Consider the following 24,593-nt stretch of genomic DNA (forward strand, 5'->3'; position numbering starts at 1 on the left):
CGGGATCGCCGGCCGCCGCTACGGTGTTGATCAGCGTGAGTGCCGCGCCGGCAAAGGCGTTGGCCGCGATCGTCGTCGGCACATAGAAGTCGAGATCGCCGAAGATGGCGCCGGCATGCCGGGCCGTGGTGGTGACGGTATCGGTAACAACCGCCGCCGTCACCGGCAGCGAGGCGCCGGTCAGCGGATTGAAGTAGGCATTGATCGCGGCGGAAAGGGCAGCGGCCACGGTGTTGACGCTGTCGCCGGCGGCGATCTGCACCTGCACCGGCTCGCCGGCAATCTCGATCGTGCCGACGCCGCCACCGGCCGGAACGGAATTGACCTTGATGGTGTCGGCGCGCGCCACGCCAACTGCGGCGGCGGCAACGATCCAGGTCTCCTGCACGGGCGCATTGAGGAAGGCGACACGGGCCATTTCGGCGAGCATCGAGCCGGCGCCGGCAAGGGCAACGGCCTCCTGCGCCGAACCGATCGCCTGCGGCAAATTGTCGGCAATCGCCGCGCCGGCATTCTTGTGGCCGATCAGCAGCAGCCGCGATTCCGACTGGTAGCTGCCGCCCGAGGTGACCTCGAAGGCGAAGAGCGGCGCGACCAGGCCGGCGCCGGGGATGTTGTTGAACAGGATGCCCATCAGTTTTTCTCCTTGCGCTTGCCTGCAGCCGGGACGGCAGGCGCTTCGATTTCGTCGACGATCAGCGAGCCGTCATTGATGAGCTGCATCCAGACCGGATCTTCGCGGTCGATGGACTGGCCTTCGGCCGGAAAATCGGTGGCCGGACGGAATGGATGCGGCAGGCGGTGCGAGGCATCCGCCAGTCTGGCGTGAACGAATTTGGCCATGGTCTAGTCCTCAATATCGGGGAACGGCGGTTCGACTGCGGCGGCGGTACCGGCCTGTCCGGACACACCGGCCTGTTTCACGTCGAAGGCGATCGTGTCCATGACGGGCAGCGGCGCTGAAGCCGCGAACTGTGCCGCCATGTTGTCCAGCGTGGCCCGGGCATAGGAATTCTCAGGTAGCAAAGCCGCGATGGTAGCTGCCGGCATCGGCAACCCGCCGGCCGGCGAGAATTCGTCGTCAGGGATCTGACATTCGAAGAGCATCGTCGTGCGCTGCCAGCGCAGTCCGAGCTCGGGAACGGCAAAGCCTTCCTCGTCGATGCTCTCGATCGCCATGACGATCTTGCGGAAGATCGCTCCGGTCGGCCCTTGCGTCAGGACGTAGCGAGCCTGCGCACACAGCGCCGACAGCACGAGGCGCGCCTTCGGATCGGAGCCAGCCATGGCGTCTACGAATTCCGCGCCGTCCTCGTCCCTTGCCGCGACCGCCAGTTCGGCGACGACTTCCAAAATGGTGCTGCCATTGCGGGCAACACTGCCCTGCCCGGGTCCACGGCGCGGCGATTGCGACCGGCGCGTGAACAGCGACAGAACCGGCGTGTATTCCTCGCCGGGATCGAGCAGGTCGACCGACGGGCGGCGGCTGTCGAAGACGCGGGCGCGGGCGAGGGTCGGGAACCCTGTCTCGGCCAGGATGGCCGCGGTCGGGCAAAAACTCTCGACGGCCGCCAGCCGGGTGATCTCGGCAGCGATGGTCATGGCTTGCCCTTGGTCCGGTTGACGAAGATGGCCAGCCTTTTTCCGCCGTCGACAGGGATGGCTGCAACGAGAAAGCGACCCTTCACCTCGCCGGCCGGCCCCTCCCACACAATCTGGTCCTCGACCTTCACCGGCTCCGGCCAGTCGGCCGAGAGCGCAGTGATGACCGCCTCATGGCTCGGCATCTCACGGGACCGGTCGCGGTTCGACGTCAATGTGGAGGGATGCGAAAAGCCAGGCGTGAGGACAGCCGGGCCGAAGTCGATCGAGCCGAGGAAGGGAAATCCCACGCGATCCGGATCGGCCATGCGGGTTTCGTTGACACCAACGCGCCGCGCCGTCGGCACCACGCGGAAGCTTTCGCGGTCGAAGACTTCGGCGACGGTCGAGTCGGTCGCCGCCAAAGCCTCGTTCCAGTCGATCATGGCAGTCCCGATCAGGTGTTGCGGGCGCCCATCAGCACGCCCGGCCGAGTGCAGAGCTGAAGCTCGTTCATCTGCAACTCGCCATTGATGCCCTTGTCGTTCGGCATCGGCCACTGCTTGGCATAAAGACGCTGGCCAAGCGTATTGACGGTCTCGATGTAGTCGGCCGGCGACTGATATGTCTTGAACAGGTTCGGCACGCCGATCGGAAAGAAACGCGCCTTGGTCGTCGGGATGCCAACGCCTTCGCCATCGATCTCGCCGTAGTTTTCCCAGACGATGCCGCCGAACTCGAACATCGGATTTTCCGAGCGGTTTTTGCCGATATACGATTCGCGCAGGATCTGCGCTTCCGACCAGCCCTTATAGGTGTCGCGCACTTCCTTGTGGGTCAGCAGCTGATCGAAGAAGGTGTCGCCGACGAAGGCGTGGACTTCGGTGAAGGGCACAGCACCAAGCGCCTTCTTTTGCGCCCGAATGACCTTGGTGGCCGCGAGGCGCAGCGCGCCGTCGGCTGGTGTGGCATTGTCGAGATCGAAGTCGACTTCCGCCACCTGGGCAACGCCGAATTCGGTGAACAGGTTAAGCGTGGACCCGTCGGCATAGGTGATGATGCCAGTGATGGCGCCAAGACGCGCATGCTCCTCAGTCAGGTCCATGTCCGACGTGTTGGCGGCAATCACTTCGCCGACGATCTGCTGGACCGTGGCAAGTTCGCCCTCGGTGCCGCGGGCGCGTACGTTCTGCACCTGGTCGGCGTAGACCGCCCAGTCGCGCTGGAAATGCGGCACCTTGAAATCGGTCATCTTGCGCTTGGGCATATCGCGCGTTTCGCCGGGGCCGCCGCGCGGCGACGGCTTGACGAGCTGCAGGATGTCGCCGACGCGCTCGATGGCGATCGAAGTCGTGGTGACGGGATGGGCCGAGAACAGCCCCATCTGGCCGATGCGGCCGGGCCGGTATTTCAGGTCATTGACGAAGTCGGTCAGCGACGTGCAGCTGAACGCGTCATTCCTGAAGATGTCGAGGATGTTGTCCATTTTGGGTTTCCCTTGGAAATCCTGCCAGGCAGGAGATGGTCGACGCGGCGTGCCGCGGGCTCAATTCAAAGAGGCCGGCGGTCGCCCGCCGTGCCGTCAGTTGCGGATAATGATGCCGCGCGCCTCGAGCGCCTGGATGGCGTCGGCCTTGGCCGCAGCGGTGATGCCGGCCGGCCATTCGATCTGGTGGCCGTTGACTTCCGCATCACGGGCGATGATGACGGCCGGCGCAGTTGCGTCGGCGGGCGTCACGACACCGTAGATCGCAAGGGCGACAGCCACTTCGGACCCGTCCGCCCCTGCCGGATTGTAGGCGACGTATTGGAAATCCTCTGCATCGGCCTCGACCGTGACGGTGAAGCGGTCACCGGCGACGAAGTCGTTCGCGTCGGCGATGGTGAACTTGATTTCCTTGTTGAAGGCGACACCGACCGTCGCCTTGCCGATCGACTTGCCGGTCGGGTCGGTCACCTCGAACGTGCCGCCATTGGTCGCCGGTTCGGTGCAGACGATGTTGTAGACGCCGTCCTTCACCTTGGATGAAACGGCGGGATTGGCGAGCGTCAGTGCGCCGGCGCCGGCCGTGTTGCCGGCATCGGCGGCAGCGGTGGCAACGACGCCGGCCACGACCGCGATCCGCCCGAGCACGGTGCCGGCAAGAAGAGTCTGCGAAAAGGCGATGGTGGCGTTCTCGCGCGAGCGGTGGAAGTTCGCCTCGCTGAGCAGGAATTCGCCGGCATGCCGGCCTTCGGTAACAGTCGTCATGGCTTCAGCCCTTCACGATGTTTAGAGGTGGGAGATGCGCGAAAGGCCGGTCAGCCGTTGCGCTTGTTGATGCTGTCCGCAGCCTTCTTCCAGCCGGCTGAGGCATCGGCCGGCTTCGGCGCGCCAGGTTGTGCCAGTCCGGACGCGGCAAGGCGCTGCTGCTCATAGGCGGCGGCATCCGCGCCGCCGGCAGGCTTGCTCGCCGCCACATTGGCAACGACGAAGGCGGCAACGTCCTCGCCGGACATGGCCGGCGACTTTGCTGCCAGGTCGAGCGCGGCCGACATGCGGCCAGCATCGCCCTTTACGCCCTCGGCGCCGAGGGCGGCGGTCAGGCGGGCGGTCGAAGCAGCCATGCCGGCGGCGTGGCCCTTGGTTTCAGCCGCCGCAACGGCGGTCTTCAGCTCGGCCTGGGTGATGCCCGCATCTTCGTTAGCGGCGGGCGCGCCGTTTGTCTCGCTCATGGATGATCTCCTTTTCTGCGAGGTTGAGCGCCCGACGGTCAGCGTGGAGGCGCGGGAAAGTTCGGCAAGCACGGTCTCGAACGAACCGACGCGGTCGGCGATACCTACGTCGACCGCCGCCTGGCCAATGAAAGTGCGAGCTTCGGTCTTGCGGGCGGCGGCGGCCGTGAGCCGGCTGCCGCGTCCCTTCGCCACCGTGGTGAGGAAGGCGCCGTAGAAGGCGTCGACTTCGGCTTGTAGGTCCTCGCGAACATCTTTGGACAATGGCTCGAATGGATTGCCATCCACCTTGTGCGCGCCGGCATGGATAAGCGTCGGCGTGATACCCTCGCGGTCCAGCTGCCGGCTGAAATCGGCATGGAGCAGAACGACCCCGATCGAGCCCGAGATACCGGTTTCGATGGTGACAATCTCGTTGGCTCCCGACGCGATTCCGTACATGGCGGATGCCGCCATGCCGTTGACAACTGCGATCGTTCGCTTCTTCGCAGCCAGATCGCGGACAAGGGCGGCTGTTTCAAAGGCGCCGACGGCCTCGCCGCCGGGCGAGTGCAGGTCGAGGATGACGGATTTCACCGCCGGGTCGGCGGCCGCTGCCTTCAGTTGGAAGCCGATGCCTTCATAGGAGGTCAGGCCGGAACTGGCGCCGACCCAGGCACCTCTGTTTACGAGCGAGCCGGTGATTGTGATGATGCCGACCCCTTCGCGGGTCACCCTGTACGGGACGGCTCGGCGTGCGCCATTCTCGTCCTCGACAACTGACGAACCTTCGAAGCGCGATGCTTCCGGGGCGTTCACGCCGATCCTGCCGGCGAGAACCGCAAGAACGACCTCGGCCTTGTCGCGGGTGATCAGCAGCGGCCGGTTCAGCACCCGGTCGGCAATGTGGATCAGCGACATGGACCGCCTCCGACAAAACGGATCGACTTTGCGTAGCGCGAGCGCTTGCCCTGCTTTGCCGAACAGGCAGCGGCGAGCCGCATCAGCTCGGCATCGAGCGCGGCAACGCTGCCAACCGAGATACGTACGCGCCGATGCGTGACCGGCGAGCGGATCTCTGTCTCTTCGACCCGTTCGCCGGCGATCAGCTTCAGCTTGGCCGCATAGAGCGCCTGATAGAGCGCGCACGGGTCTTCGGCATCTACCGAGACGCCGGCAATCTTGACGAGAGTAGCCATGTCAGGGTGCCGCTTTCTGGACCGGCTCGGCCGCGCCCGGCTTGCCGGTGTTGCGCGGCACGAAGGGCGAAGGCATTTCGGCGGCAACATATTTCTGATGCTCGCGCACGCGCTGCTCGAATACTTCGTCGGGATCGTAACCGAGTTCGGCGCATTCGCTGGCCAGCGTCGAAGTGCCGTTGATCAGCCGCTCCGTCGCTGCATTGGCGCTCTTGCCGTCATCGGCGGAGGGTTTCGCCGGCCCCTGCCACAACGCCCAGCTGACGCGGTCGCGGTTGGCGGCAAAGGCCTCGTAGCCGCCCTTGAACGGAATGCGACCTTCGCCGATCTCCTCGTCCAGCCAGGGCTCGTAAATAGCCTGGCACACTGGTGCTGCAATCCGCTCGCGGCGGCGGGTGACGACTGGCCAGATCGACGAATTCTCCATCCGCACGCTCGAATAGGTGGCGGCCGTATGGTCCATCGTCAGGCCGCCGAAGGTGATGCCGATGGCGCGGGCCATGTCGCGCGAAAGCTCGGCCGAGACCGGCAGGAATTCGGGGCCGGGCGTGCCGGTGGTCAGCAGCTTCAGCTCCTCGCCCGGCGCCAGATGCGAAACCTGCGGATCGCCACTGATAGAAATCTTGCCTTCCGCCGCTCGGCTCAAGGCGGCGGCGAAGTAGTCATGGAAATCGCCCTGCAGATCGCTGTCGTCGGGCAAAGCCTCGATGGCCTCGAAAGCTTCCTTCGACGGATTGGGGCTGGTCAGAGCGGCGGCGAAGACGGTCTGCAGGATGCCGGTCTGGATCTTGGCGTCCACCAGGATCTCATGCTGGATGTGCTTTCGGAACGCCGGCGCGATGCGCGAGATGCCGCGCACGTCGGTCGCATCCCAGGGATCGAAGACATGCATCACCTGCAGCCGGCCGGCCGCATCATAGGCGCGATGGTCGCGCCTGGTGACGATGCCGTTTTCCTTTTCCTCGAAGCGGTAGGCGATCGGTCGCCCGTTCGCCTCATGGATGACGCCCTGGTAAAGGCCTTCATACTCGCTGCTGTCCTGGACAAGTGCTGTCGGCGGCACCATGCAGACCTTGGTCCCGGTCGTGATGCCGTAGCCGCGACGCTGCGCGATCGGCATGTAGGAGATCAGGCCCGTCGCCTCCCCATAGGCCATGTCCCAGCGCAGCGCGATGTCGACCATCTGCGGGACGGTGAACTTGCCGCGCATGTCGCATTCGCGAGGGTTCCAGGCGTAGCGCTTCCAGCGGCGCTTGATGATCCTGATCAGCTCCGCCGCCTCGGCGTCGCTGTAGCCGAGCCCGGTCAGGTCCGGCTGCGGGTTGAGCACCAGCTCGACGCCAACCGTGTCGGCGAGCACCTGGTCGGCGGCGCCCTTCAGCCGGCCCGAATTCTGGATCAGGTCGATGGCGAGGCCGGCGGCGCGGCGCCAGGCAAGGCGGATTTCGTCGCGGCTGTCGCGCAGGATCGCCGGCCGCGTGTTGATGATGGCCGATCGAGAATCGCGCAGGAACGCCGCGCCGGGCAGCGGGCGTGCGGAAACATCCGTGCCCGCCTTTCGTCCCAGGAGCCGGTCGATCAGTTTCACGTTCTTTTCGCCCATTTTTCGCGGTTTGCCTTACGGCGCGCGTCGCGCTCCGGATCGGCTTTTCTGGTCTTGCCTTTGAACGGGCCGTCCTCAGCCGCTTCGAACAGATCGGGTTCTGCCCGCTTACCGTGCACTTCGGTCAACAGGTCGGCCCAGCGCTCGGCGTTGAGCCGCCGCTTGTGCTTCAGGTGCCAGGCCAGCGCGAAGGCATAGACCGTGGTGTCGAACCAGTCGTTGGCGCGACCGAGGATCTTCTTCCACTCGCGTGGCGCCTTCGGGCTGATCAGGTTGCGCGCCCGCCGCGACACCGTCGCGCGCGCTTCCTCGTCTGGATCGACCAGTCGCTCTGCCGTCATCTCCTTGGCGAACTCGTCGTCGCAGAGCTCGTTCGACAGATGGATGGTGTTGCGCGGCCAGCTGCCGCGCTCGTCCGGCCCGAGCACGAAATTGGCCAGCGCCGCCATCACCGAGGTCTTGATGTCGTAAAGCCCTACCGGATAGAGCATCACCTTGGCGACGCTGCGCTTGCGCTGGTCGCGAATGTCCTTCTTCACCGGCGTGCCAAGCCATGGCAGGCCGATCGGGTGGCGGCCGTCGAGCGCGTAGACGTTTGGCCGCGAGGCGCAGAATCTGTAGACGCGGTCGGTGGCAAAGCCCGAATCGACGCCGGACAGATCGATGCCCTTTTCGGCGCCGGCGGCTGTACGGTATGTCTTGCCGAGCGCGTCGGCCAGTTCGATCCATGCGTCGTCGACCTGGTCAGGCGCGCCCATGAACACCTGGCGGTCGATCAGCCAGGCGCGATCGCGCGGCCCGATGGCCCATACCGACCACTTGATGCCGTAGCCCTGAACGTCGGCGGCCGAGACGATGATGCCGGCCTCGGCGGGAATGACGCCTTGCGGGAACGGAAACTTGCGCGCCGCCTCGACGATCTTTTCCCATTCGACGGCGACGCCGCCCGGATCATAGGGCAGCGCCAGATCCTGCTGGTAGAAGGTACGCAGCTTCGTGGTATCGCCTTCGGCGTCCTTGAAGCGGTTCCAGATGTCGGCGAAACGCTCGCGAGGCGCATAGGCGGCCCACAGATGATAGCTCGGCTGCCAGTCTCGGCAGCGGCCCTCGCATGGGTCACAGCGCCAGCGGTTGATACCCGCAGGCTCGATCGCCTCTGGCACCGGCTCCTCGCCATCATGGACGCGGCGGGCGATCCAGTAGGCCCTGGCATTCATCTCGGCCTTGTGACCGTCGAGAATGGCGCCGTTGCAGGCGATGCAGGCCATATGGACCGGAACGTTTCGGACCGGATCGGCCTCGCGCAGTTGGTCGAATTCGAGCGCCTGATAGATGCCGCAGTGCGGACAGGGCACGTAGCTGTAGCGCTGGTCGCCGGCCTCGAAGTCGCCGGTGATGGCGCATTCGCCGGTGATGCCGGGCGTCGAGCCTTCCCATTCCTTGGCGGCGTCGCCATACATCTTCTGCCGAGCGCGGGCCTGGTCGCGCGGGCTGCCCCGGCCATCGACATCCCTGGGATAGCCGGTGACCTCGTCCATGGCGAGGTATTTGATCGACACCATCTGCAGGCCCTTCGAGGAGCCTGCATTGACGATCTGGCAGAAGCCGCCGGCGTAGCGCTTGAACGACGTGGTCGAGCCCTGCTCGTCGCGGCTGTTGACTGGCATCACCTTGTGGGCGATGCGCGGGCTCGCCTCGATCGTCGGCTGCAGCTTGACCCGGTTGAACTTCGTCGCTTCCTCAAGTGTCGGCAGCACGATCATCATCGAGCCGGGCGCCTGGTCGACGATATAGCCGAACCAGTTCTCGATCGCCGTTGACTTGCCGAGCTGCGCCGCCCAGCGGCAGGTCACGCGGCGCGCCGGATGGTCGGGATGCAGGCAATCCTGCGGCTCGCGCAGGTATGGCACACGATCGGTCTTGAACTGGCCGGGCCAGGGCGATCCCGATTCCGGCGAGACGACACGGTAGCGGTCGGCCCATTCGGAGATGGTCAGGTCGGCGACGGGGCGGCTTGCGGCCTCGAGGCCAGCAAACAACACCTCCGCACCATTCGGCAACTCAGGAAATGAGAGCCGCGCGTCGTGATAGCTCATTGCAGGGACGCCTGGTCGAACGGACTGGCATCGCCGGCCACCCGCTCCCGCTCGCGCTGGTCGAGGCGTTCGCGGATCTCGCGGTTGAAGTCGTCGAGGCCGACACGGACGAATGCCTTAAGGGCGATGCGCGCGACGCGCTCGTCCCAGCCATATTTTACCGACAGGCTCGCCGCCTCGCTCTCGATCGCCCGCTCGAAGGCGCTTTGCATCAGCGCGATCGCATCGCGTCCAGCCTTGTCGACCTCCGCCGTCGGCGTCAGTTCGCCGCGGCGCTTGGCGAGGTCCATCTCTCGCATCTCGGCATCGGCCTGCGCCTTGCGGGCGAAGCCGTCCGACTGGCTGCCGGCGAACCGTGAAGGCGGCGACTTGGCCTTTGTGCCGAGGCCTGGAGCCAGCCCGGCAACCGGAGGGATGTTGCGAAGGCGGATGTTCTCGCCGCGGTGCGCGACAAGCGCTCCGTACTCGACCAGGTGCGACTTGCCTTCCTCGCGCGTCGGCAGCGCTTCCGAGTGTTGCTTCAAATAGCGCGACAGCGTCGAGCGGTCGATCCGGTCACCGGCCGCGCTCAAACGCGCCGCGGCATCCGTGATCGAAATCCACTCGCCGGCGGCGGCGTCGGTTTCGATGACCATCTCGTGCAGTGTCCCGTGCAGCACGCGTGCATCACACGTTCTTGCGTGTACCGCTTTCCGACGCGCCTACTAGAAAAATCCCGGGCTCCCCCGGGCCCGTATGGGGTGGAAACGCTGATACGGTCCCTACACCGGGGGTGGGGTCAGCGGGGCAGGAGGCGATCGACCTCATGCAGGTACCGAGGCATCAGGCTCTGTTCGATGACCTCGGTCAGCACCTGGAGGTAGACCTCCGGGTTGTTGGTGATGTCATGCGCCGGGTTCGGCCCGAACAGTTCCCGGATGGGCAGCCTTGCCTTGCCCTGCCGCCTGAACACGCCAGCATGGCCGCTCTTCATCTCGGCGATGAAGGCAGAGCGATATGATCCTCTCAAACGGACGCGCACACCCTTGGCCGTCTGGGTCGCGCCAAGCTTGTAGAGCGGTATCCAGCCCGATCTCAGGATAACATCGGACGTGTTGCCGCCCGCATTGAACTGCGCCGTGGTGACCGCCCGCACCCGCGATGGCGGGATGTCGATGCGCTCGGCATTGCGCTTGACGATGCGGCTGCGCGCCATATCGGTGACGCGGCGCATGGCGCGGGCAGCGGCTTTGGCCTTGATCTCTTCCGGCAGACGGGCAATCGCCCGGCCGAGGTGCTCAAAGTCCGACGCATCGACATGAAGCTCGACGGTCACGCACTTTTCCCAATGAAAAACCCCGGTCGCTTGGGGCGCCGGGGTGATTTCTTTTTTACCGTGTTCAGATGTATGTCAAGTTTCTGCTGCACGTCAACAAGCAACGGCAGTTTTTTTCGCGGGCCGATCAGCCGCCCTTTCGACGATGGCGACGCCCGGCCGATCGGCCTCCAGCCATGGCGTCATTGAGCGGTCCGAGAACACCAGCCTGTGCCCGACCAGCTGCGTGGCGATCTCGGCCTCGAGCCGGCGCAGCGCGGCAACCCAGATCTGGTAATCGAGCCGGCCGAGGATATCGCCGGTCGGATCGATCGAGAACTCATACTTGCGGTAGGCGCCCTTCACCGGGCGCTGAGTGCGGCCATTGTAGCCGTCGACCTCAAGATCGTAGGTCTGGCCATCCTCGTGCTTCATCCGCCGTGTGACGAACCAGGCCGGCCTGCCGCCGCGCTCGATCATCCTGACCTTGGACGGCTCGGCGCCGAAGTCCGGCTCGCGGCCGAGAATTGCCGTGCCGACGACAAGGCTGACGATGCCGGCGGCGCGCCGTTGCGGTGTCCGCACCATGTAGCGCTCGACCGCCTTGCGGACCGCCGCCTCAGCCATGCCTTCGGTGTCCGGCCAGTCGGCCAACGCATTCCAGCCCGCCGGTACCGCAATGTCGCAGCGCGACAGGCCGGCGACCGCGCGCCCGACCGCGACCGCGTCGTCATGCGGCTCACCCTGCTCGATCCAGTAATTCTCGGTATCGCCCCTGCCCTGGTCGACGATTGCGCCAAGCTCGGCAAAGCTGGTGATCTTGCCCCATGACGATGCCTCCAGCATCCGCCAGGCCGAGTTGGCGTTGTCCAGCCCGTCAACCCCGCCGCCTTTCGGCAATTCATGGACAAAGGCCCATGTCAGCAATTCCTCAATGGTCACGGTCTTCATGGTCTATCGCCCCAAATTTCCGCTTTGCGACCCATTTTCTTATCTATCGTCCCTTTTTTGGCTTTACCAAGCCGTTGAAAATAAAGAACAAACCTAGAGAGATGGGGAGCAAGGGACGCAAGGGACGCAAAACCACGCCTCCATATAGAACACTTCCACAAGCCTTTACCCAAACCCTTTGTTCATGATGCGCGCATGTGAAACCCGGGTTTATCGTCCCTAGCGTCCCTATCTTCCTAACCCGCTGCTTTCCCACACCCTTTTATTGGGGCGCAGGACGCAAGGCATCGAGATAGCGCCCCTGTAAGCCCAAACAATCGGACATCCAACCGCGGGGGATGGTGCAGGCCGATGCGCCTGTCGCCAAAGGGGGGACAAGGGTCACGCGTCATAGCCATAGTCCTCCGGCGCCGGAGTTCGGTCGGCGCCTGCCTTGATGAATTCATCCTTCACGCGAATGCCGCGGTAGACCGTCGTGCCGGACTTTGCCTTCCAGAACTGGTGCATCTTGCCGTCCGGCCCCGGCCAACTGAGCCGTGCATAGTCAGGGAAGCGCCGTGAAAAGGTGTTCTGCTTAAACTCCGACGCGCCCTCTTTGGTGGCGAAGTTCGAATAGCCGATGAATAGATCGCCCGGCGTGGCGCTGTCCTCCTCCACGCCCGTCACCACGCAAGCGGCGCGGATAAACGCGCCGATAGGATCGCTCTCCTCACGATACTCGCGCGTCGCAGCCAGCACCTTCTCGGGCGGCGACAGTCCATAGTTGAGATAATCGAGCGCGCCCTCGACCATCCAGGCGAAGACCCCGGACGCCTCCTTGCGCAGCTTCACAGGCAGGCCTCGATCGACATCGGCCAGCGGAACCTGAACCTCCCATGGCAGCAGATAGACACGCCGCCAGATGCCGTCGGAGTTGTCGTCAATACGCGGCTTGTGGTTGCCAGACAGGATGATCTTGAACTGCGGAAGCACCTCGATGAAGTCCTGGTGCAGCCGTCGCACAGGGATCTTCTCACCGCCCGTCAAGGCCTTGATCAGCGCATCCTTCAGCTTGACGCCCATTTCCGGTTCGGACGCCGCAACTAGCCGTGCGCCCGGCAACCTGGCCAGGTCAGGCGTCGCCTCGTTGCCGCCTCGGCGGCTGTCGCCAGCAAAGCTGTCGATTGACAGTGTCACGGCATAGTCGCCGAGGATGTCGCATAGAAGATCGAGGAATGTCGATTTGCCGTTCCGGCCCGCGCCATGGAAAAAAACGAGGCATTGCTCGACAGTGATGCCGAGAAGGCTATAGCCGACAAACCGCTTCAGAAAATTTCGGATGTCGATATCGGGCTGGACTACCTTCAGGAAGTTCTCGAAGGTCTCGCATCTTGCCCGCTCCATATAGTCATGCGGCGCGAGCTTCGATATGAAATCCGACGATCGATGCGGGTCGAGCCGCGCGCGCCAGACAAAGCGCGGGTCGTCCGGGTCGGATTCTTCGTCCTCGACGCGAATAAACCGCAAGGTGCCGTTGCCGCAGTTCAGCGCATAAAGATCCCGGTTGAGGTCGTTCACCATCTTGGCGACATGCGGCGACGCCTCGATCATCATATTGTTCAGCTTCGAAGTGCCGGCGGTCGACTTGGCATGCCGGTGACGGGAACTCTTGCGGCCGTTGACCTTTTTCTTGGACTCCTCGGCCTCCTCGATCTTGTCGTCGAGCGCCATCCAGTGCGCCATTTTTTCAGGGTCCCAGTCCTTTTTCGGCTGGCCCATGTTCTTGCGTTCAATCTTGGCGGCCCGGCCCGCCTCGATCGCGGCTTCCTCGTCCTGCGTCGCTGTGAGAAGCATCGCCTCGTCCGAAATCATCTCGGCCGTCCGCTGGGCGAGCGGGCGCACACCGGAACCGTCCTCATCCTCCTTCCATCGCTTTTCATCGAAGGCATGCCATCCGACACGGGCGACATGGATGACCTTGTCGCCGTAACGGGTGAGAAACCGGCGGCCGTTGCCGATATCGGTTTCAGGCTCGGCCGCGCACTCGGCCAGCAGTTCTTCCTTCGTAGGGATGCGATCGTCAGGACGTTCTTCCACAGGCAAGGGGGACGGGACTTTCTGTCCCGCCGCGGCTGCCTGGCGCGCAGCTTCCTCGAGTACAGCCGCGACCTCGTCGGGCATGCTTTTCTTCTTTTTGGTCACAAATCCCCCGCAACGGCCTCGGCCGCCATGCTCGAAAAATCATAGCCCTCGCGCGGCCAGACGATCGGGATCAGCCGGCCCGGCCGCGCATGCCTGGCACGGGCCCGGGCCATGGCGGCCGCCGTCATCACCCGCTCGGAATCGCCATCGGCCAGCAGCACCAGCTCGCTAACGTGATCCTCCACCCACATTGCATCATCAGCGTCCTGGTCCGCCTTCGGCACCGGCCCGGCGACCATCACCGGCCGCGCGACGCCCTTAGCGTCCGGCTTCTTCAGCGCCGGATGGGCGAAGCGTGACGACGGATCGGCCGGGCCCGACAAATTGCCAAGATCGCCGGCGGCGAAGTAGAAGGTGTCCGAGCGAAACCCTTCCCAGACGCCAAAGGCGACGCCGTTCTCAATGCCTTCACCGCCGACCCAGCGGCTGCAGTCCGGATGGCCGGCAATCGGGATCAGCCCGCCCTTCTTCGAGCCGCGCATCTTCTTGGCCGGCAGCAGTTCGCCGGTCGACGGGTCGGAAAGCTCCGGCCGGAACTTCGGCGGCCGATCAAGATCGATCCAGGTGATGTGGCAGCCGATCGGCACCAGGTCGGGCATGATGAAGGGCGCGACCATGGCCGGGCCCGAATAGAGCGCGAGAGGGCTGCCGCGCTCGTCCTGCCCGTGCCAGTAGGTCACGTCGGCGCCGACGCGCAGCCAGATGGCGTCAGGATAGCCGCCGCAGCGGCGCTGAAGATAGAACCGGCCATGCATCTGCGCGGCCGTGCGCAGGGCGGCCAGCGATTGATAGATGCCGCGCGCCTTGTTTCGCTCCCGTTCGCGAAAATCGGCCTGGCTGTCCGCGCGCGCTGCCGCGTCGGTCTCATTCTGCAGTCGCCGCTGTTCCAGCCGCTTCTTGCGCGCTTCGCGATCCTCGTCGCTTTCGCGCTCGCCCTCGTCCGGAATGTCGCGGCCGAGCACTATCGAGCAGGCCTCGAGGAGGCCCTCGCGGCTCTTGATGTCGAGATCCTCGCAATGAGCCGCCATACCGATGGCGTCATTGCCACCGATGCCGCCAGTGCGGCAGTTCCACTTTTCCTTGCTCGTGTTGAAGGAGAACGTGTCGGTGCCACGGCAATTCGGGCATGGCTGCGGATGCTCGAAGCCGGTCCGCTTGAACTTGAGGCCCATGGTTTTCGCCGCGGCCTCGATCGACACCGCGCGCGCATCTTCGACGAAGAGCTTGATCGCCTCGCTCATGCTGCCGGCACCGCGTCAAATAGATCGGGGGAGCGCTCACTCTGCAGAGCCGTTTTGGCCGAGCGCTGATAGCCCTCGAAATCGGTGTACTTGTAGAGGTAGCGGTTCGACCAGCGAGCCAGATCGCGAAGCGATTGCTCAGACCAGTCGAAGCGAACATGCGGCTTCCGCTCAAGCGCGTTCAGCTTCATGTAGGGCTGCACGTGAGGCTCGCCGCCCCATGCGATCACCTCACGGACGCGCTCGATGCATGCCGCCATCGGTTCATTACCGACCAGCACGTAGACGCGCTTTTTGCGCGAAGGGACATCGCGCAGCATGTGCATGACGCGCTCGACGAACGGCCGCTCGGCCTGGTCGTCATAGGCGAAGCGCCACGGCCCGACATTGATCGTGGACCAGCGCGCGAAAACCTCGTCGTCGAAGGTGCGCGGCTCGAAACCGGAGTTGGCGTCCATAAGCGGCACGCCGGCAGCCCGATAGCGGCTGATGATGTGATCCTGAAAATCCGTAGGCAGCGCTGACAGATTGTTGTCGCAGAGCACCGGCCGCACCGGGAAATCGGGGATCAGTGTGAAGGTCTTCCCCTCGAGCTTCGGCACGATGCAGAACCAGCAACCAACCGGACAGCCGCGACTGGCGAAGGTGGCCATCGGGTTGTGATGAACGACAGCATCAGGAATCGAGCCGCCGATCTCGGCCACATCTGCAAGGAAGTGCTTTCGGGTGAAGATGCCAGGCCCGCCGGCTCGAACCTTGTAGCCCGCCGCCTTATACCAGCAAGCTCGCTGATAGGCGTCGTTGAGCCGCCAGGTGAAGGCCACTGAGAGATAGGCGGTGTCGACGTCTGTCCACTCGGCTAAGCCGCCAGACCAACGGCCGATGTCGAAGCCTTGGCTCATGCCGGCACCCTGAAGTCGAGAAGCGGCAGGCCGGTCAGCACCGGCTTCGGCGCAGCAGGGAGAATTGGCGCGAAGTCAATCGGTGGCCGCTTCGCGATGCTGAGTGCCCAGTTGATCGCCTTGCGGCTATTCTCCACCGCGACCGCGACCGGATCGTGGTTGATCGCGACATGAACATGGAAGCCGGCATCCTCCAGCCCGTCGCAGCCGCCACCCATGCCGGCGAAGAGAACCACCGTCATGCGGTTGTCCAAGGCGAAGCCCGTCATCGCGTTCATCGTGCAGCCCTCGCATCCGCACGCGCGCCGTCATGCGCCATTGCCAGGGTGCGGCAGACGGCATCCTCGCGAACGGTCAGGACGGCTGCGATGGCGTTGGTGTCGAACTGGCCGCTGGACCAGAGCACGATCGCAGCCAGGGCGGCGTCGCCGGTCAGCCAGCCCCCGCCCAGCCGCATCAGAGCCTGCCGAAGCTCGACCTCCGATGCTAAGTCGGGTGTGGAAATCTTGTGGCGCAGCATCACATGCCCTCCGCCACGACGTTGACATCGCCGCCGCGGGTGAACGGCTTGGCCTTTTGCAGGATCAGGTCGATCGTGCCGGCCGACAGGCCGACGCATTTCTTCACCTGGCTCATGCTCAAGCCCATTTCGAAGAGCAGCCGGATGCCTTCGGCCTGCATGGCGAGCGGCAGCTTCATCAGCCTGGCCGGATCGATGCTGCCCGGCTTGCCAAAGCCGGGTGCGGGTCTCTTCATAGCGGCCATGCGTCGGGCTCCCAGCAGGGTTTGTGATAGGATTGGATGGAGACCAGGCCGGCGACGCCGAACATGAAATCGGAGCGGTTGCGGATCAGCCGCCCGCCCTTGCCGTCGTCGACCGTGTCGAGCCGAGAGCCATTGACGACGCCGTGCTGGCGCAGCTCGCGGTCGAGATCGGCAGTCGTCGCAAATGGGCATTCGAACACGACGACGAACGCCCTGGCCTTCGGCCCGAAGCCGTTGACCAGCTGCACCCAGTAGACGTAGCGCCTGGGATCATCCGACATCGGCCTGCCCCTCTGTTTCAGTGCTCTTCCCGTGAAACACTTCTGGTGTTTCACGCTCTGGCTCGGCTGCCTGCGGCGGGTCGTAGAAGGCGCGAAACGACAGTTTCAGCCAGTCGCAGACGGCGATGACCTTGGGCGCCGACACGCTCTGGCCGTTGCAGATGCGCGACAGGTCGGAGGCGCAGACGCCGATCTCGGCCGCGCAGACGCGCCAGCCGCGCCCGTCATCCTCCAGCCGGGCGCGCAGCAGCCGGCCCAGCGCGCGATAGTCATACGTGGCGAGCCTAGCCATGCCGGAACTCCCTTTTCAGGAAGAGCGCCGGCTCCTCGCCGATCCAGTCGCAGAGCGCGAAGAACTCTTGAGCGCCGGGGTTGCGGCCGCGCGCGGCACGCAGGACAGCGTCGAGCTCGACCTCGGCCTCTTTGGCAACACGCCGCTGAGTTTTGCGGCGATGGACGCGGCGCGCCTCGAGGAACATGGCGAACACGTCGAAATCGACATGGTTGGGGTCGAAGGCATCGGCGACGATCGGCGCGAGGTTCATTCCGCCGCCTCGTCAACTTCATCCGCCGATTGCTCGGCCGCGATCAGATCGAACAGGCCTGGGCCCTGCCCGCCGCCGGCGGCGATCTCGGCATAGGTGCAGCCATCGGCGAAGTAATCCGGGTTTAGCTCGACCGCGACCGCCTTGCGGCCCATGCGCAGCGCGCAATAGGGCACGGTCATGATGCCGCCGAACGGGTCGAACACCGTCTCGCCAGGCATGGAATGCTGCTCGATCGCCCGCTCGACGATGTCGAACTGAAGCGGGCAGAGATGCATTTCGCGGCCCTTGCGCTGCTGCAGCATGTTCAGCGTGCGCATGCGCGCCACATCGGTCCAGATCTCGGGATGGTCGCTGTGCGGCGGCGCGATCATGAAGGTCGGCGGCAGCCTGCCTTCGGCGTCGAGCACTTCGGCGAATTCGACATGGATTGCGTGATCGTAGACGTTCTCTTCCGCCCATTTCTTCCAGCCGCGATAGATCAGCTTGGCGTCGAGCTTGATCAGGCGGCGCAACTCGTCGGGCAGCAGCGGCCGGTCGCCGCTTGACCGGCGCACGCCATGCGCATCGATCTGCCAGCGGCCGCGCGAATAGCCGGTGCCGGGCACGCTGCGCAGCGAACGCTCGAAGGTCTGGGTGCGCACGCCCTCGCCCAGCGGCAGCGACTTATCCGGCTGCTCGGTATGGTCGGTGAAGGACAGCGGCTTCTGCTTGACCACGGGCTGGTCGGCATAGCCGTTCGAACGGTCTGTTGGCGGCTTGCGGAAGGTCAGCGTGTATTCCGGCATGCCGTTGCCCTGCCGGGTACCGTCCTTGCATTGCTCGCTCCAGCCGAGCCGATAGGTGCCGTTGTTCTCGCGCACGACATCGGTGCCGATGGTGACGCGCGACATGAAGGCGAAGCCGTGCCGGCGGAAATGCGCGCAGCAATCGTCGGAGAACGGATTGACAGTCTGGAAGCCGAAGCCGTTGACACCGCCCGGCACAATCCGGTCCTTGACGTGGATGACGGCGAGACGCCCGGGCTTCAGCACGCGCAGCAGTTGCGGCGTCAAAAAGTCCATCTGCGCCCAGAAATGCGCATCGCTGTCGGTGTGGCCGAAATCGTTGAAGGACGGCGTGTATTCGTACTGCGTCGAGAACGGGATTGAGGTGACGATCAGGTCGACGCTGTTCTCAGCCATCGACCGGGTTTCCTCGACCGTGTCATTGTGCACGACCAGGTAGTTTTCGCCGCGCACCTCCTGCCTGACGACACCCATCGAGCGCTTCAGCGCGCCATCCATCGCCTGTTCGGCCAGCCCGTACTGGCGGATGATGGCCGACATCTTCTCGGCCTGCGCCTCGAACTCGCGCCATTTGCGTTCGAGCTCGCGCCGCGTGCCGCGCTCGGCCTCGGTGTAGATCAGATCGGCCCTGACGCGGCGCGTCTGGCCGAATCGCTGGGTGCGAAACAGCGACTGGAAGAAGTCGTGGAACTTGAAGCCGATGCCGAGATAGATGTTCCACCAGCAATGCTTCTGGAAATTGCAGCCCGAGCCTGAGATCACCGGCTTGGTGGCCAGTTCGGCGAATTCGCCCCTGGCGAAGCCGACGACACGATCTTCCTTGGATTTGTCGTCGAGCGTGCCCCATACCGACTTGACGGTCGGGATCGCCTTCTCGATCGCCACCCGCTCGGCCTCGAGGTCGTGCCAGAGGATGCGATGCGCCGAGGGATCCTCGGCACGGATTTCCAGCATCTTCTCGACACGCGCGTCGAGCGATCGTTTCTTCTCGCGGCTGGCGTCGACCACGCCATGGGCGGCATCGGCGAACATGCGCGCCTGGCCGTTCCTGTCCTCGCCGGCAGCGCCATGGTCGGACGGGATTTCGTGCCAGCGCACGTCGATCTCGGGGAGCTCATAGCCCTCGTCGGAAAAGCCGAGGTCGGAGGGCTTCTGCACGAACAGCGCCCAGCTCGCGACCCACAGCCAGAACTCGTCCTCCTTGTGCGGATGCAGCGTCAGCCGGTCGGCCTTGGTGCTGTCGCGCTTGAAGAATCTTGTCTTGGCTTCGCCGACATCCATGACGCCGAGGAATGCGGCATAGGCGAGCAGCTCGATATACTCGTTCGGATCGGGGATGGCGGTGGCGACGAAACGATAGCGCACGCCGGCGTGTTTTACGCCGGTCTTGCGATCGTCTCCGGCAAAGGTCGCCATGAACTCGCGAAACGTCTTGGTGCCGCCGAAGCCGCGCAGGCATGCCGCCTCGTCGAGCGCGGCCGCGGTGAAAAGGCAGGGGTCGAGCTTGCCGTCGCGGATCGGCTCGTAATTGGTGAGGTGGATCAGCTTCCTGCCCGGGCCGGGCTTGTTCGGCTCGTCCATCTGGTTCGGGCGGTTGACGAACTTCAGCTCGATGTCCGGATGCCGCTCGGCCTGCTCCAGGAAGAACTCATGCCTGACGCCAAGCGGCACGACCTGCAGCGCGTGGCCGCCGGCATGCATCATCGACTGGCGCAGGATCTCGAGCTGCGTCGATGTCTTGTGAAGGCCAAAGCGCAGGAACAGCGCGCGCCGGCCGCCGCGGCAGGCCCATGGCACGATCGCCTGCGTCATCGGCTTCAACAGCGGATTGATCGTCGCCTTGTCGATATCGAAGCCGAGCGACGGCGCCAGTCGAACCTTGGCCTTGAGGAATTCGGCATAGTCGGGATGCGCCGTCATGGCCGGAACCTCGCCGGCTGCGCGTCTTTGGGCAGATAGAGTGGATGCTTCGGGTGCCCGTCCTTCGTCAGGCCCAACGAATAGCGAGCCCGGCTCCCCATCCAGCCCAAGGCCGTCTCGTCCTGGCCGAGGAACGTGCCATGCTGGCCCCACGCACAAATGATGGTGCCGACCGGATAGTTTCTGACCAGGACGTGGTCGAACGCAGCCCGGTTGCCTTCGCCGACGGCGTCATCGTCATGATTGAGCGCCAGAAGCGCCTTCGGATCGGTGGCCCGATAGGCAAAGAGGTTGAGAACCTCGAGCCGATCGTAACCCCAGGCTTGGGCAAATCCGACGCACCGCCTGATTGTCGGGTCGTCCTCGTTGCCGTCGGCAGTTGACGGATTAAGCATGACGAAGACGCAGGTCTTAGGCTCGCCAAGCTGCGCCCCGGCGCCATCGACGATCGGCTTGCCGCGCCCGTCGGTCCACATGTCCCATTGGGCCGGCGCAGGGTGCAGCCGCCATTCTCGCCACAGCCGGTAGCGATAGGCGCCACAGGCGGAGAGTTGAGCGCCCTTGTCGATGTAGGTCAGACGATTGGCCATCACGAGCCCCCGTCCGAGGGCTCGCAGGGCGCGTGCTTGCCGCCGCCGAAGACGTATTCACGCCAGGGCGTCCAACACCAGTTGCCGTCGCGGTTGCGCAAGAAACCCCATTTGCGGTTAGACTTACCTTGCCAGACGATGGTGATGATCTTGCCCGGCTGGCATTGCGGCGGCACGCGGCGGGTGCCGAAGACGAAGGCGGCCATGGCTGCTTCCATCGTCGCCAGGCTGTCATAGCGGCCAAGCACCCGATGCGTGTGTTCGGCCGGCCGGTATGACCAGCGCCATGCCGGCACGACCTGGCGGAACACATTCATCGAACCCCGGTCGACAACCTCTTCGACGTAGCTTGTCAGCGGAAAGGTCCAAAAATCCCAGGGATGGTCATGCGGATCGGGATCGGCATCACCGCGATGGAAGATGTGCAGGCGCAACCGCCCCAGCCGGATGCGGGTCAGTAACGGCGTTTTATGCTCGCCCTCAACGCCATAGATCGTCTCGAAACCGAAGCTCCTCATGCCGCCACCTGTCGTTTCGCGATCAGGTGCCGACGGCAGTAGCGCGTCTCCAGCACGTCATGCGCGCGCGGTGCGCCGCACACCGGCATGTCGGGCCCATCGGGATCGTATGGCGCGCCGGCGTAGTGCAGGCAGCGGTCTGTCATGACCGCTTCGAGGAAGGTGATCGGCAGGGTGGCTGGAAGGTTCGCGACAACCTTGACTTCAGCCGGCTTCGAAAAGTGCGCGCAAGGCGGAGACGTGAACAAAAGCTCGACCGGCGAGGCCGCCTCGACCGGCGGCGCAATGATCACCCGGCGGACCGGCCGATACTTCCGCTTCGGCGGTGTCTCGGTCTTGGGCGTAGCCCGGCCGATCGCCTGGTTCTTCGGCTGGCCCATCAACTGGCCATATTTGCCCTTGCCGCGCATGAGCTTGCCGATGACGGCGTTGCGGCTGCGTCCGGTCGGCAGCCGCTTGGATATCTGAAGGGCCGAAAGCCCCTGCCCGGCAAGGTCGTGCAACGCCTTGAGTTCTTCGGCGGTCCAGTCGCTCATGCTGCGCCTCCGCCGACAAGGCTGAGGCCGGTGCCGCGCGCGGCGGCAGCCGACTTGCGCAGTTCGGCAAGGGCGATTTCCAGCTTCGCCGCACCACGATCGATGCCGGCAAGCTCGGCAGGCGTCAGCCGGCCGTCCGCGAATGCCATGGCGGCGGCGGCAATCAGCTCGCCAAACTGCACGACGACATCGGCATGCGCCGCCATCATCGTGGCGTTGGCGGCACCCGGCGCATCGGCATCGGCAAGACGGCGGCCGTTCAGTTCCGCCATCACGCTGGTGACCAGCGGCGTGCCGCATTCGGCCTCGAGCAGCATCACGGCCGAGAGCGGCATGAGTTCCGGATCGCCGGCATTGTTGAAGCGGCCCATCTGGCTCTTCGACAGCGAAGCGATGGTAGCTGCGCGCTCGATCGTGCCGCAGCGTTCGATCAGGTCGCGCTGGGCTGCCTTGAGGCGGTAAAACCACTGACTGGAAATTTCGGCCATGTCGGCCCCCTCTTCTCAATGCTCGGGCACAGTTTTCCCGGCGTGGGAAATGCGGGCTGCATTTCCCATGGCGGGACGACGGGGAAAGGGTTCAACTCGCGGGCATGAAAACCCGCGTCTACGTCACATCATCAAGGCGGCCCCCTGGAGGACAGCCACAGGCCTGCCCTCCAGGGTCCATCGTCATAGTGGGCGGCGAGCTTTGCTCCTGCGCACGGCTTTCGCCGGGCGCGCCTCAACAGGTGCAGGGGGCCTCGCGAGCCGTACCTGACCGCCCTTCGCTCTGGGGGGTTATGGGTGAGCATTGTCGCCTCCCTTCCTGGGAGCCAGCGCAGCACCCGCTTCGCCTCGTCGCGCAGAAGGCGCGCCAGCAGCTCGGCGGGATGTTCGCGGGAAAAGGCGGACAGCAGTTTCAAAAGACGCAGCGTTTTTGGCGGCAGCCGGCGCACCGGCTCAGCCGGCGGCGGCAGCAATGTCAGCGAGGGCGAGACGCGGATCATTCGGCCGCCTCGCGGGAAAGAGGTTGGCCGGTCCCGGCTTGGGGGATTTCGGGACCGGCCGCGACGCCGCCGGGGCGAGCAGCATCGGAAAGCGATGCCTGGAGTTGCCGCAGGAGGATCAGGGCCGGCCCTTTGGTCGGCGGCCTGGTCTCCCAGGTGGACACTGTCGAGCGGTCGACGCCGCAATGGTCCGCGAGCTGCTGCTGCGTCCACCCAAGCTCGCCCCGCAGAGCGACCACATCGACAGCCTTGTCCGTCTCTAGTTCGAATGAATGATCCATCATGACGAATAGTGTGAGAAAGTCACATCGATCTGTCAAGTAGAAACTCACATCAGAAATGTGAAAAAGTCACGCCATGACGGATGTAACCAGAGCAGACCAGCAGGCCGCCCGCCTACGCCAAGCTCGCGAGATGCGCGGCTTCGACAATGCGAAGGCCGCCGCGAAGCGGTTCGGCTTTAACTACAACACCTACATCCAGCACGAAAGCGGCCGGACCGGCATCACCCGCGCTGTTAAAGATTATGCCCGCGCCTTCCGGGTCAGGGAAGCGTGGCTTATCACCGGCGAAGGCTCACCGCAGGATATAGATGGGAGCGACGAGCTGCGCGAGATTTTCATGCGCCTGGCGGCGGCGCCACGGGAGGTCCAGGCCGCCGTGCTGACCTATGCCAGATTCGCGCTGGGCGAGCCGAGCGGCACCGAAAAATCCCGCGAAACCGCGACCACGCCGACGTCGTGATCGATAAGCACGTGCCAGTGCCCACCATGGATTTCCCTCATCGCCTCCGCGATCGATCGCGTGTCCCTGGCAATGCGCTCGGAGATCATCGCTGCTCTTGATTGAGGCGATGTCGCGATCGCTCGCAATTTGTCCATTGCCTGATCGCCCGCAGCTTCGCGCGATTCGTACTGGATCACTTGTCTCTTCTCCCAAACCGAACGGCAGTGAAGTTAGGAACAATTTCCTCTAGGCTGTCAAATCAGTTTTTCACGCCGTCCAGTGTCCCATTTCGGTACGCATACAACCGTTGCTGAATGATCACCAGATTGTTTCAACCTGTAACGATCCCCTGTGAATAGCGGGGAAAGTAGTACCAGTTTTCGACAAAATCTGGAACCATTTCGAACACTTGACCTTTCGGCGATAAGTCGGGGCATGTCCCGATCGCCACGCCCCAGCTTCCATGTCCGCCTGCCGCCTGAGCTCAAAGCACGGCTCGAGGCGGTTCGCGGCGGCAAGAGCCTCAACCGGGAGGTGGTCGACAGGCTGGAGCGGTCGTTCGGAGAGGACTTGGCCTCGCAGTTTGGCGACGTCATCGCCGCCTATCTTGCGCCGCTCGACGATGAGGACCGCGCCAAGGTCGTGGATCTGGCGAGCGAACTGGCGGCGCTATTGATGGCCAAGCCGCGCAAACGGGCCCCATAAGCCTGCATGATTCTCACTCCCGCATTTTGAAAGTGTGAGTTTATCACATTTATGCTTGACACTGCGATGTGAGTAATTCACACTTTGCCCATCGTCTCATTCGATGGAGCGTTCCCCGTGTCCCTACATTCCAAGATCCTCGTCGGTCACAAAACCGCGACAGCCCTTGTGGGCGCCGTCGATGACAAGGATGGTCTTTGCGGCCAGCGAGGGGCGCCCGACAATGACCGCATGGTCGCCCTTCTTGGCGATGCACGCCAACAGGCGGATGACCATCTGCGGGTCGGTCTCATGCACACCGGCCCGAATGAGCGCCAGCCCTTCGCTCCACGATTCGTAATTCAGCCAAACGTAGATCTGTTCCATGCCCGGCCGGCCGAGCAAGGCCGGATCGTCTGCTCGGCCCAGTCCGGCCCAAGCCGTCACCAGCGCCGCCGCGATCATCAAGCGTCTCATCCAATCCCCCCGCGCAATCTCGGCGTCATCGAA

At 64.4% G+C, this 24,593-nt stretch carries 32 protein-coding genes; 2 read left to right on the plus strand and 30 right to left on the minus strand.

Translation table 11 applies throughout. The features are described from left to right. From E5W70_RS03680 to E5W70_RS03820, 29 genes are all read right to left on the minus strand, one after another. On the minus strand, positions 1-634 hold a 634-nt coding region (locus E5W70_RS03680; protein WP_292654061.1), incomplete at its 3' end, for a hypothetical protein. Next, positions 634-843, minus strand: coding sequence for a hypothetical protein (locus tag E5W70_RS03685; RefSeq protein ID WP_292654062.1), 210 nt, complete (start codon positions 841-843; stop codon positions 634-636). The genes E5W70_RS03680 and E5W70_RS03685, both read right to left, overlap by 1 nt. Before the next feature lie 3 nt (positions 844-846). Next, positions 847-1,602 carry a hypothetical protein gene (locus E5W70_RS03690; protein ID WP_292654063.1) on the minus strand — a complete coding sequence of 252 codons (756 nt, stop codon included), beginning with the start codon at positions 1,600-1,602 and terminating at the stop codon, positions 847-849. Beyond that, the gene (locus E5W70_RS03695) at positions 1,599-2,027 is read right to left on the minus strand and encodes a hypothetical protein (RefSeq protein WP_292654064.1); all 429 of its coding nucleotides are present in this window, start codon (positions 2,025-2,027) and stop codon (positions 1,599-1,601) included. Before E5W70_RS03695 ends, E5W70_RS03690 begins: the two co-directional genes overlap by 4 nt. An 11-nt stretch (positions 2,028-2,038) precedes the next feature. Next, positions 2,039-3,067: a major capsid protein gene (locus E5W70_RS03700; RefSeq protein ID WP_292654065.1), complete on the minus strand. Its 1,029-nt coding sequence runs from the start codon at positions 3,065-3,067 to the stop codon at positions 2,039-2,041. A 96-nt stretch (positions 3,068-3,163) separates the two neighbouring features. Further along, the gene (locus E5W70_RS03705; protein WP_292654066.1) at positions 3,164-3,832 is read right to left on the minus strand and encodes a head decoration protein; all 669 of its coding nucleotides are present in this window, start codon (positions 3,830-3,832) and stop codon (positions 3,164-3,166) included. 50 nt (positions 3,833-3,882) lie between these two features. Further along, a complete protein-coding gene (locus E5W70_RS03710) occupies positions 3,883-5,196 on the minus strand; it encodes a S49 family peptidase (RefSeq protein ID WP_292654067.1) in 1,314 nt (437 codons plus the stop codon). Next, positions 5,187-5,474, minus strand: a complete 288-nt coding sequence (locus E5W70_RS03715) for a hypothetical protein (RefSeq protein ID WP_292654068.1) — start codon at positions 5,472-5,474, stop codon at positions 5,187-5,189. Before E5W70_RS03715 ends, E5W70_RS03710 begins: the two co-directional genes overlap by 10 nt. Before the next feature lies 1 nt (position 5,475). Further along, positions 5,476-7,077, minus strand: coding sequence for a phage portal protein (locus E5W70_RS03720; protein WP_292654069.1), 1,602 nt, complete (start codon positions 7,075-7,077; stop codon positions 5,476-5,478). Further along, the gene (locus E5W70_RS03725) at positions 7,059-9,173 is read right to left on the minus strand and encodes a terminase gpA endonuclease subunit (protein WP_292654070.1); all 2,115 of its coding nucleotides are present in this window, start codon (positions 9,171-9,173) and stop codon (positions 7,059-7,061) included. The genes E5W70_RS03720 and E5W70_RS03725 overlap by 19 nt, the downstream gene beginning before the upstream one ends. Further along, positions 9,170-9,832, minus strand: coding sequence for a hypothetical protein (locus E5W70_RS03730; protein WP_292654071.1), 663 nt, complete (start codon positions 9,830-9,832; stop codon positions 9,170-9,172). Before E5W70_RS03730 ends, E5W70_RS03725 begins: the two co-directional genes overlap by 4 nt. Before the next feature lie 119 nt (positions 9,833-9,951). Then, positions 9,952-10,488, minus strand: a complete 537-nt coding sequence (locus E5W70_RS03735) for a phage tail protein (RefSeq protein WP_287248715.1) — start codon at positions 10,486-10,488, stop codon at positions 9,952-9,954. 93 nt (positions 10,489-10,581) lie between these two features. After that, a complete protein-coding gene (locus E5W70_RS03740) occupies positions 10,582-11,418 on the minus strand; it encodes a hypothetical protein (RefSeq protein WP_292654072.1) in 837 nt (278 codons plus the stop codon). Between the two features lie 381 nt (positions 11,419-11,799). Continuing rightward, positions 11,800-13,578, minus strand: a complete 1,779-nt coding sequence (locus E5W70_RS03745) for a phage/plasmid primase, P4 family (RefSeq protein WP_292654073.1) — start codon at positions 13,576-13,578, stop codon at positions 11,800-11,802. 17 nt (positions 13,579-13,595) lie between these two features. Beyond that, a complete protein-coding gene (locus E5W70_RS03750; protein WP_292654074.1) occupies positions 13,596-14,840 on the minus strand; it encodes a P4 alpha zinc-binding domain-containing protein in 1,245 nt (414 codons plus the stop codon). Next, positions 14,837-15,742 carry a hypothetical protein gene (locus E5W70_RS03755; protein WP_292654075.1) on the minus strand — a complete coding sequence of 302 codons (906 nt, stop codon included), beginning with the start codon at positions 15,740-15,742 and terminating at the stop codon, positions 14,837-14,839. The genes E5W70_RS03750 and E5W70_RS03755 overlap by 4 nt, the downstream gene beginning before the upstream one ends. Continuing rightward, a complete protein-coding gene (locus E5W70_RS03760) occupies positions 15,739-16,020 on the minus strand; it encodes a hypothetical protein (protein ID WP_292654076.1) in 282 nt (93 codons plus the stop codon). The genes E5W70_RS03755 and E5W70_RS03760 overlap by 4 nt, the downstream gene beginning before the upstream one ends. Then, entirely contained in the window at positions 16,017-16,262 is a 246-nt protein-coding gene (locus E5W70_RS03765) for a hypothetical protein (protein ID WP_292654077.1), read from the minus strand. Before E5W70_RS03765 ends, E5W70_RS03760 begins: the two co-directional genes overlap by 4 nt. Next, positions 16,262-16,507: a hypothetical protein gene (locus E5W70_RS03770; protein ID WP_292654078.1), complete on the minus strand. Its 246-nt coding sequence runs from the start codon at positions 16,505-16,507 to the stop codon at positions 16,262-16,264. Before E5W70_RS03770 ends, E5W70_RS03765 begins: the two co-directional genes overlap by 1 nt. Then, positions 16,495-16,788, minus strand: a complete 294-nt coding sequence (locus tag E5W70_RS03775) for a hypothetical protein (RefSeq protein WP_292654079.1) — start codon at positions 16,786-16,788, stop codon at positions 16,495-16,497. The genes E5W70_RS03770 and E5W70_RS03775 overlap by 13 nt, the downstream gene beginning before the upstream one ends. Beyond that, entirely contained in the window at positions 16,778-17,080 is a 303-nt protein-coding gene (locus tag E5W70_RS03780) for a hypothetical protein (protein WP_292654080.1), read from the minus strand. Before E5W70_RS03780 ends, E5W70_RS03775 begins: the two co-directional genes overlap by 11 nt. Then, positions 17,073-17,333: a hypothetical protein gene (locus E5W70_RS03785; protein ID WP_292654081.1), complete on the minus strand. Its 261-nt coding sequence runs from the start codon at positions 17,331-17,333 to the stop codon at positions 17,073-17,075. Before E5W70_RS03785 ends, E5W70_RS03780 begins: the two co-directional genes overlap by 8 nt. Beyond that, positions 17,330-20,041, minus strand: a complete 2,712-nt coding sequence (locus E5W70_RS03790; RefSeq protein WP_292654082.1) for a DNA methyltransferase — start codon at positions 20,039-20,041, stop codon at positions 17,330-17,332. The genes E5W70_RS03785 and E5W70_RS03790 overlap by 4 nt, the downstream gene beginning before the upstream one ends. Then, a complete protein-coding gene (locus E5W70_RS03795) occupies positions 20,038-20,631 on the minus strand; it encodes a DUF1643 domain-containing protein (RefSeq protein WP_292654083.1) in 594 nt (197 codons plus the stop codon). Before E5W70_RS03795 ends, E5W70_RS03790 begins: the two co-directional genes overlap by 4 nt. Further along, positions 20,631-21,149, minus strand: coding sequence for a hypothetical protein (locus E5W70_RS03800; protein ID WP_292654084.1), 519 nt, complete (start codon positions 21,147-21,149; stop codon positions 20,631-20,633). The genes E5W70_RS03795 and E5W70_RS03800 overlap by 1 nt, the downstream gene beginning before the upstream one ends. Beyond that, entirely contained in the window at positions 21,146-21,685 is a 540-nt protein-coding gene (locus E5W70_RS03805; RefSeq protein ID WP_292654085.1) for a GcrA family cell cycle regulator, read from the minus strand. The genes E5W70_RS03800 and E5W70_RS03805 overlap by 4 nt, the downstream gene beginning before the upstream one ends. Continuing rightward, positions 21,682-22,173 (minus strand): hypothetical protein, encoded by a 492-nt coding sequence (locus E5W70_RS03810; protein ID WP_292654086.1) that lies wholly within the window; start codon positions 22,171-22,173, stop codon positions 21,682-21,684. The genes E5W70_RS03805 and E5W70_RS03810 overlap by 4 nt, the downstream gene beginning before the upstream one ends. Positions 22,174-22,304: 131 nt before the next feature. Beyond that, the gene (locus tag E5W70_RS03815; RefSeq protein WP_292654087.1) at positions 22,305-22,673 is read right to left on the minus strand and encodes a hypothetical protein; all 369 of its coding nucleotides are present in this window, start codon (positions 22,671-22,673) and stop codon (positions 22,305-22,307) included. Beyond that, positions 22,670-22,957 (minus strand): helix-turn-helix transcriptional regulator, encoded by a 288-nt coding sequence (locus E5W70_RS03820; protein WP_292654088.1) that lies wholly within the window; start codon positions 22,955-22,957, stop codon positions 22,670-22,672. Before E5W70_RS03820 ends, E5W70_RS03815 begins: the two co-directional genes overlap by 4 nt. A gap of 130 nt (positions 22,958-23,087) precedes the next feature. On the opposite strand from E5W70_RS03820, the gene E5W70_RS03825 reads away from it, so the two are divergent. Together E5W70_RS03825 and E5W70_RS03830 are read left to right on the plus strand one after the other, a co-directional pair. Further along, positions 23,088-23,417 carry a hypothetical protein gene (locus E5W70_RS03825; protein ID WP_292487756.1) on the plus strand — a complete coding sequence of 110 codons (330 nt, stop codon included), beginning with the start codon at positions 23,088-23,090 and terminating at the stop codon, positions 23,415-23,417. A 417-nt stretch (positions 23,418-23,834) separates the two neighbouring features. Continuing rightward, positions 23,835-24,104, plus strand: coding sequence for a hypothetical protein (locus E5W70_RS03830; RefSeq protein WP_292654089.1), 270 nt, complete (start codon positions 23,835-23,837; stop codon positions 24,102-24,104). 123 nt (positions 24,105-24,227) lie between these two features. Here the strand turns inward: E5W70_RS03830 and E5W70_RS03835 are convergent, their stop codons facing one another. Next, positions 24,228-24,560 (minus strand): hypothetical protein, encoded by a 333-nt coding sequence (locus E5W70_RS03835; RefSeq protein ID WP_292654090.1) that lies wholly within the window; start codon positions 24,558-24,560, stop codon positions 24,228-24,230. Positions 24,561-24,593: the final 33 nt, after the last annotated feature.

It is taken from the genome of Mesorhizobium sp. (genome assembly GCF_005063415.1).
Classification (GTDB): Bacteria; Pseudomonadota; Alphaproteobacteria; order Rhizobiales; family Rhizobiaceae; genus Mesorhizobium.